Source organism: Psychromonas aquatilis, from assembly GCF_038155185.1.
Taxonomy (GTDB): Bacteria; Pseudomonadota; Gammaproteobacteria; order Enterobacterales; family Psychromonadaceae; genus Psychromonas; species Psychromonas aquatilis.
Genome location: NZ_JBAKAZ010000097.1, coordinates 1 through 6,436, shown reverse-complemented (window position 1 = coordinate 6,436; position 6,436 = coordinate 1). Strand labels below are relative to the sequence as shown.

Genomic DNA, 6,436 nt, shown 5'->3' with positions numbered 1-6,436 from the left:
AGTCGATTTGGTAAAGATTACCAAGGTGCAGTGGGCTCTTTAGAAGCATTAGCATCATTCGCAGAGCATACTGGAAAATGCTGGATAGCGAGTAAGAATCAACTGCGACGACAAGTTCATTAATCTTACTTCACACCCACAAATTAAAAACATAATTAGCATTCGCTAATGGCTCCCATGCGCAAGATTCATGAATTATTTAAAAATTAGCATTACTTTTTTAGTTTTAGAGGCTTGAAAAGAATATTCGTTAATTTCTCTGATGATTTGAGCCATCATATTTAGGTCTGTTTCATATTTTAAAATATTTGGCTGTCCATAAACTTAGTCCATAAACTTATTATAAACTTAGTCCATAAACTTACCAGTCCAGAAACTTATGTTAGGTAGATGTGTTTTTGATGAAGTATGGGATCGGGTAAGGCTAAACCTAACCCAATATTATTGGATTAGATTTAGCAGGTACTAGTGGTTATTTTTTTAGTTTATAAGCAACAACATAATCGCCAATTGTTGTGCCAATAGAACCATGACCGCCTGCAACTTGGACGACCATTTGTTCTCCTTTACTATTTAAATAAGTCATAGGAGTGGCTTGTCCGCCTGCTGGTAATCGTGCTTTCCACAATTCTTTACCATCGGCTAGATTGTAAGCTCGTAAATAATCATCAACGGCAGCTGCCATAAATACGATGCCGCTATCGGTAATAATTGGACCTCCAATGCCGGGTACACCCATTTCAATTGGCAGTTTAAATGGCGTCATATCTTCGATCGTACCATTTTTATGCTTCCAAACGGTTTTACCTGTATTAAGGCTTGCCCCTGCAACAAATCCCCAAGGTGGTTGTTGGCAGGGAATGCCTAATGGAGAAAGGAATGGTTTTAAGTCGACAGCATAATCAGCGCCTTCATTTGAGTTAACGCCTTGCTCTCCTTTATTTGAATCACTTAAATCAAGTCCTTCTTTAGGAATTAATGTAGACGTAAAAGCAAGATACAAAGGCATTCCAAATAACTGCTGACGTTTAGGATCGACCGCAATACTGCCCCAATTGAAAACCCCAAAATTACCTGGGTATATAATCGAACCCTGTTCTGATGGTGGCGTATAACGGCCCTCATAACGTAATTGCTTGAAGTTGATTCGGCAAATTAACTGGTCGAGCGGCGTTGCTCCCCACATATCCGACTCTGTTAAGTTTTCAGGTTTAAAGGATAAAGCAGAAGTTGGTTGCGTTTTAGCGGTGTGATCGCCAGCAATCGCACCTTGCGGAGCAGCCTCTTCGGTGATTGGAAAGATAGGCTCGCCTGTTGCTCTATTAAGCACATAAATATCGCCTTGTTTAGTTGGGATCACTAAAGCGGGTTGTTTTCCGGTTTCAGTGTCTAAATCCAATAAAGAAGGTTGTGCAGGGGTATCCATATCCCACAGGTCGTGATGAACAAACTGTTGCACCCAAGCAACTTGGCCAGTTTTCAAGCTTAATGCCACAACCGATGTTGCATATTTTTCTTCAGCAGGCGTACGATAAACACCTAGTTGATCAGGCGTTCTATTACCCATTGGAAAATAAGCGAGTCCTAGCTCCTCATCAGCACTGGCCACTGACCAGCTATTGGGAGAGCTTGTTGCATATAATTCATCTTCTGCAATGGGTTCTGTTTTATATGGCATACCTGAATCCCAGTTCCATACCAATTCACCAGTTTTCACGTCATATGCGCGAATGACACCAGAAGGGGAGTTAATATCGTAATTGTCATTGACTGAACCGGCCACGATAACAACACCACCTGTAACTAATGGGGGTGACGTTGAGTAGTAATAACCAGATTGTTTAAATGGCATATTGTGCATTAAATCTAACTCGCCATTTTCTGCAAAGTTAGCACAACGAGCACCTGTTTCAGGGTCAACAGCGATAAGTCGTGCATCTGATGTAGGTAAAAATAATTGTGCATCACATTGTAATGAACTTAAGTTTTCTGAAGGTGTTGATACCTTTTGGACGGCAGAAAGTGGTTTGCTATCACTAGGTGGTAAATAAGAAACACCACGACAAGTTTGATGTTGACGCTGACTTTCGGCGGGTACTTTGGCGTTGTAAATCCACTGTTCTTCACCGGTATCTGCATTTAAAGCAATAAGCCAGTTATGCGGCGTACAAAGATAAAGTGCGTTGCCTATTTTAAGTGGCGTTGCTTCATAAGTGGTTTCGCCTACGTCTTTAGGTCCTTTTTTATCACCGGTTTGATATTGCCAAGCCAATTGTAATTGATCGACATTCTCTGGTGTGATCTTGTCTAAAGGAGAAAATCGTTGTCCTAAATTGCTTCTACCGTAAGCATTCCAATCACCGTCATCTACATCACTTGAGAAAGGTATGCTAACCGCACGCGGTAATTCACCTTCTACTGTTGTCGGAGAGGTCACCATTAAAGGGGAAAGGGTTGTGGCTGCAGCTGCTAACCAGACGGGTAATAAAAATATCCAACCGCGACGATGCTTGCCAAAAGCAATTAAGAGGAGAGGGATGGCTAAAATCAGGAAAAGTCCCATTCTAGTTGCCAGTGGCCACCAACTGAGGCCTGACTCAAGAATTGACCAAACCAATGTCGCCATTAAAAAGATAGCGTAAATAAAGTTAGCATAGGCATGTTTTTTACGTAGTAATAATGACACTGCGATAAGTGCTACCCCGGCTAAGCAATAATATAAGCTGCCACCCAATGCAATTAGCCAACCGCCGCCAAGCAATAAGGCTAATCCTATAATAAAAAATAATACTGATAAAATGATCATAAACACTATCCTTATCTTTAGTGACCTTTAAATACAGGTAAAGTATGTTGATAAATGTGCTTTAGTTAATTGTTGTAATGGTGTTTTGAGTGAGATTAGTATTTTCGTGACTGATTTTACGAAAAAATAGCGTGGTCAACTAACATCGACTTAACTCAGTTTTTTAGGTTTTGTTGTATTTTTGTACTTTTTTGTAGTTTGATAAGCATAAAATTTCCTTTTAATAAAAACAGCACTTCATTGTCTTAACTGAAAAAAGGGCCAATTGAATTGGCCCTGATTAGGTTATTTAAAAAGTTAAATAAACGGTTGAGACCTATGAGACTGTTTTATTAAACTCTTTTTCTGCTTCATCTTTTTCCATGCCATATTTTTCTTGCATTTTGCCCTGGAAGACTTCTAGGCTACCGTCAATTTCTTGTAAGTCGTCATCTGTTAACTTACCCCATTTCTCTTTGATAGTACCTGATACTTGTTTCCACTGACCTTTCATAATGTCGTTATTCATAATATAGCTCCTTAGCTAGTCTGGATAAATGCAATATAGTGATTGCGTCAATGTTCTCAGTAGATAACGATACAAGTTGTGTGCCAAAAAAATAAGCTATTGATTTATAGTTATATTTTTTGCGGGCTAAAGTAGGCGGTATTTTTTCCCTGTAACTATTACAAGGGTGATTGAAAGGTTTTCATGTAGTTTGTGATTAAAGAAAGAAGGGGCGTAGTGATATTAAGCAGGGCTCTATTGTAACGATTTGGATTTTGTTTATCTAAACATCTGGGTATCCAGCAATTTCGGGTGATTTCGTACTGCACATTCAGTATTGTTTATATTAAAAGACAAAAAGCCAATAGGGGGGATCTTGGCTTTTTGTCAAACTAGTGCACTCTGCATGCATATGGTTATTGGTAAAGCTGCTCAGTTATTGGCTGAGCATACTTGTTTATGCGCATACAACTTGTTGGTTATGATTATGCTTGTTCGTTTTATTAAACCATGCTTTTTCGTGGAAGAAGTAAGCAAAAGAGTTAATTGCAGGTTCAATCGTTGCCATTAATCCACCGAGGAAAGCATCGCCTGTTAAAGCGTAAGTCACTAAGAACGCAACATTAAAATGTATCACTGCAAAACTAATTGTTTTCACTTTAGTCATTGACTGACGTTTTTTTAGAAAAGGAAAGTGTTCCCATGCTTTTTCATGTGCATAAAAGGCCACAGTATTAATTGATGGCTCTATCATTGCGATTAAACTACCTAATAAAAGGTCGCCTGTTAATGCATATGCAACAATTGTCGCAATACTAAAGTGAATCATTGCAAAAGTAATTGTCTTAATCATAGTGCTATCCTTTGTGTCTTGTTTGGTTTTAATATTTTGGTTGGTTTGTTTCTGTAGTTGTATTATTGATAATTGTTATCATTAAAGGAAATGGTTTGTATCTATAATTTTGATAGGTTTTAGCTTTCACTGTATTGGGGGTTGATAGTTTTTGTTGTGATTTTGCTGTTTGAATATAACGTATATGAAGGTATTGTTTATTTAGTCAACATATCAACAGAGTCGTTCACGGCAATAATAAATGTAGTCAAAGTGAGCGCCAAAGTCGCTAGCTTTTATATTGTTGTATTTGATCTGTTGGATACATGATGTAACTATTATAAAAAAGTAAAACATTGAGGGGAGAAGATGGACATTATCTGGGTTTTAATTGCCTTGTTTACTGCACTTACTTTGTTAGTGGTGCTGGTGGAGCGTTATGCCAAGCCAATGAGTGCAAAGAAACAAGCAAAATACAGTAAAATTTTACCTATATTAATATTTGTTATGCTCATTACAGCATTAATAAAACAAGTATTTGAATCTGGTTATCTATAATACTCTTTCTACATTGATTATTTAGCTGTTCAGTTATCGTAATCTATGTGGTGATATAGATGTGCAGAGTTGTTTCTCAGAGTATTAACTTCCATTTTCGCTCGTTGAGCGCCTAAATAGTTGAAACATCGTTTTATAGCCTGAAAAATCAAGTTTCGTTGTGTGTCCTACCCATGAGGAAAAATAACCAATACAGAGCATGCATAGCTTAATTAGTTCGTGAACTATGTTGATGTATAACTACCTTAATTCCTTTGTAGATTTAAAGAATAGCGCTTCGTATTTTTGAATTGAGTTTTAAATGATTGATATAGTTGGTATCAGTTTATGTTACTTTATTCTGATGAATTAATAAGCCTGAATACAAACGATGTTTTTTATATTGGTTTTTAGGTTATTAAAAGAAATTAACAAGCCATTTTTAAGGATTAAAAGTGAAAGTAACGTGTCCCAATTGTCAAGAAAAACTAACCCCAAAAGCGATTAAAAATATCAATAAAAAAGGTATCTATGTAGCAAAGCAATGCCCATCTTGTGAGAACTGGTTTAGTTTAAGTAAACCATTAACTATCCTAAAAACTCTTGGGATCTCATTATTACTATTAACCAGTTTATTAAATATGTTTGATATTAAAAGTGAATATAGCCTTGTATTCTCAGGCATCGGCTTCGCAGGAATTTTAGTCGCAATATTGATTACCTTTTTAGGTAAAAATGAAAAAGTAGATAAGCCTGTAGTCTAGTGAAAAACTGATATTGAACTGTTCGCTAACTTAATTTACTAAAGATGGTTGATTCAAAAATTCAATGATGAGAATTGAATTAGTTGCACTGAGTAAAGTTTTATTGTAACTATCTGATCTTATTTATTTAAATGTATGGGTGTCCAGTTTTATTGGTGAAGTGCTGGACACCCAAACCTTTTTTAGTTTTAAATGTAGCTGGTTCAGAAAATTCAATAAGAAGAAGAGGTGTGGTTATATTGAGCTCAGTCTTAGTATTAACTTAAGGAATGCTGGTGAAGTGCTGGACACTCAAACCTTTTATAAACAAATTCAATGTATTATTTGTATTAGAAAGTTATTAAGTATTCTAGATAAGAAAATTATCAAGGTATTATTTAATGAGTTATTTGGTTATATCTCATCGCATTTTGATCTTGCTAAACAGGGTCTTTATAAAGTGGCTTCATGCTAGAATATGTAGGTTAAAGTATGGAGATAATATGATTGAAAGCATTAAAAACAAAACAATTCTTTATAGTAAGATATTTTCGATAAATCTAGTTACTTATCCTATTAATCATAGTGTTAGGGCACACGTTGATAATGTTCAAAAGGGGCGTTATTACAAACTTAATTTTATATTGGTGCAACCTAAAGTAGGTGGTGTATTTAAGTGTACAAAATGCATACTTAATTTATTTAATCGCGTGTATTTATTTAGACCAGATAAGTATGAACACAGTGTCACTAAAATTGAATCAGGAAAACGTGTTTTATTAAGCTTTGCATTAAACATTTAGTTTTATAAGTATTTTATTCAACATAGTATAAAAGATAAATTACTGTGTTGAATACAGCAACAACTTCCTGCCGTTGAGCTTTCTCAAATAGTATTTTGCTTACTTTTTCTACTGGCTTAGAGAAAGTAAAGTCGCCGACAGGGCGAAATAAAAGCCAATAGACATCAAGTAGGCTGGACGAGCGTAGACGAAAAATAAAAGTTAAAAAAGGGAGGCTGAAAAAAGGAA

Annotated in this window: 7 protein-coding genes; 3 read left to right on the top strand and 4 right to left on the bottom strand. The window is 36.1% G+C overall.

All coding sequences use genetic code 11. The features are described from left to right. Positions 1–472 precede the first annotated feature (472 nt). From V6256_RS14615 to V6256_RS16460, 3 genes are all read right to left on the bottom strand, one after another. The gene (locus V6256_RS14615; RefSeq protein ID WP_341599011.1) at positions 473–2,806 is read right to left on the bottom strand and encodes a membrane-bound PQQ-dependent dehydrogenase, glucose/quinate/shikimate family; all 2,334 of its coding nucleotides are present in this window, start codon (positions 2,804–2,806) and stop codon (positions 473–475) included. A gap of 316 nt (positions 2,807–3,122) precedes the next feature. Next, positions 3,123–3,314 carry a CsbD family protein gene (locus V6256_RS14610; RefSeq protein ID WP_341599010.1) on the bottom strand — a complete coding sequence of 64 codons (192 nt, stop codon included), beginning with the start codon at positions 3,312–3,314 and terminating at the stop codon, positions 3,123–3,125. 436 nt (positions 3,315–3,750) lie between these two features. Then, on the bottom strand, positions 3,751–4,146 hold the full coding sequence (locus V6256_RS16460) for a DUF2061 domain-containing protein (RefSeq protein ID WP_424141074.1): 396 nt from the start codon (positions 4,144–4,146) through the stop codon (positions 3,751–3,753). A gap of 348 nt (positions 4,147–4,494) precedes the next feature. Between V6256_RS16460 and V6256_RS14595 the strand changes: the two genes are divergently transcribed. The 3 genes from V6256_RS14595 to V6256_RS14585 all read left to right on the top strand — a co-directional run bounded on the left by V6256_RS14595 (position 4,495) and on the right by V6256_RS14585 (position 6,208). Next, positions 4,495–4,683, top strand: coding sequence for a hypothetical protein (locus V6256_RS14595; protein WP_341599009.1), 189 nt, complete (start codon positions 4,495–4,497; stop codon positions 4,681–4,683). 434 nt (positions 4,684–5,117) lie between these two features. Beyond that, entirely contained in the window at positions 5,118–5,426 is a 309-nt protein-coding gene (locus V6256_RS14590; protein ID WP_341599007.1) for a hypothetical protein, read from the top strand. Positions 5,427–5,908: 482 nt separating this feature from the next. Next, the gene (locus V6256_RS14585; protein ID WP_341599005.1) at positions 5,909–6,208 is read left to right on the top strand and encodes a 2OG-Fe(II) oxygenase family protein; all 300 of its coding nucleotides are present in this window, start codon (positions 5,909–5,911) and stop codon (positions 6,206–6,208) included. 13 nt (positions 6,209–6,221) lie between these two features. Here V6256_RS14585 and V6256_RS14580 read toward each other — a convergent pair. After that, positions 6,222–6,436, bottom strand: a 215-nt coding sequence (locus V6256_RS14580) for a hypothetical protein (protein ID WP_341599004.1), incomplete at its 5' end; no start/stop codon positions are given.